This is a genomic window from Mesorhizobium sp. M1A.T.Ca.IN.004.03.1.1, assembly GCF_003997555.1.
Lineage (GTDB): Bacteria > Pseudomonadota > Alphaproteobacteria > Rhizobiales > Rhizobiaceae > Mesorhizobium.
Window position 1 is genome coordinate 1 of the sequence record NZ_RZTV01000160.1, and the last position, 303, is coordinate 303.

General features: G+C 60.4%; 1 protein-coding gene. It reads left to right on the forward strand.

The features are described 5' to 3' along the window. Positions 1-303: aldo/keto reductase (locus EOD29_RS31150; protein ID WP_164763916.1), on the forward strand; the 303-nt coding region annotated here is incomplete at both ends.

Here is a 303-nt window from a genome sequence, read left to right on the forward strand (position 1 = left end):
CGAAAACATCATCGGTGACGTGCTCTCCGGTAAGCGGCCGCAAGGCGTGTTGCTCGCCACCAAGGCCCGCTTCAGCATGGGCGACGGCCCGAACGACCAGGGTCTGTCGCGCTACCACCTGATCCGCGAATGCGAGGCGAGCCTCAAGCGCCTGAAGACCGATGTCATCGACCTGTACCAAGTGCATGAATGGGACGGCCAGACGGCGCTCGAAGAGACGATGGAAGCCCTCGATACCCTGATCAAACAGGGCAAGGTGCGTTACGTCGGTTGCTCCAACTATTCCGGCTGGCACATCATGAA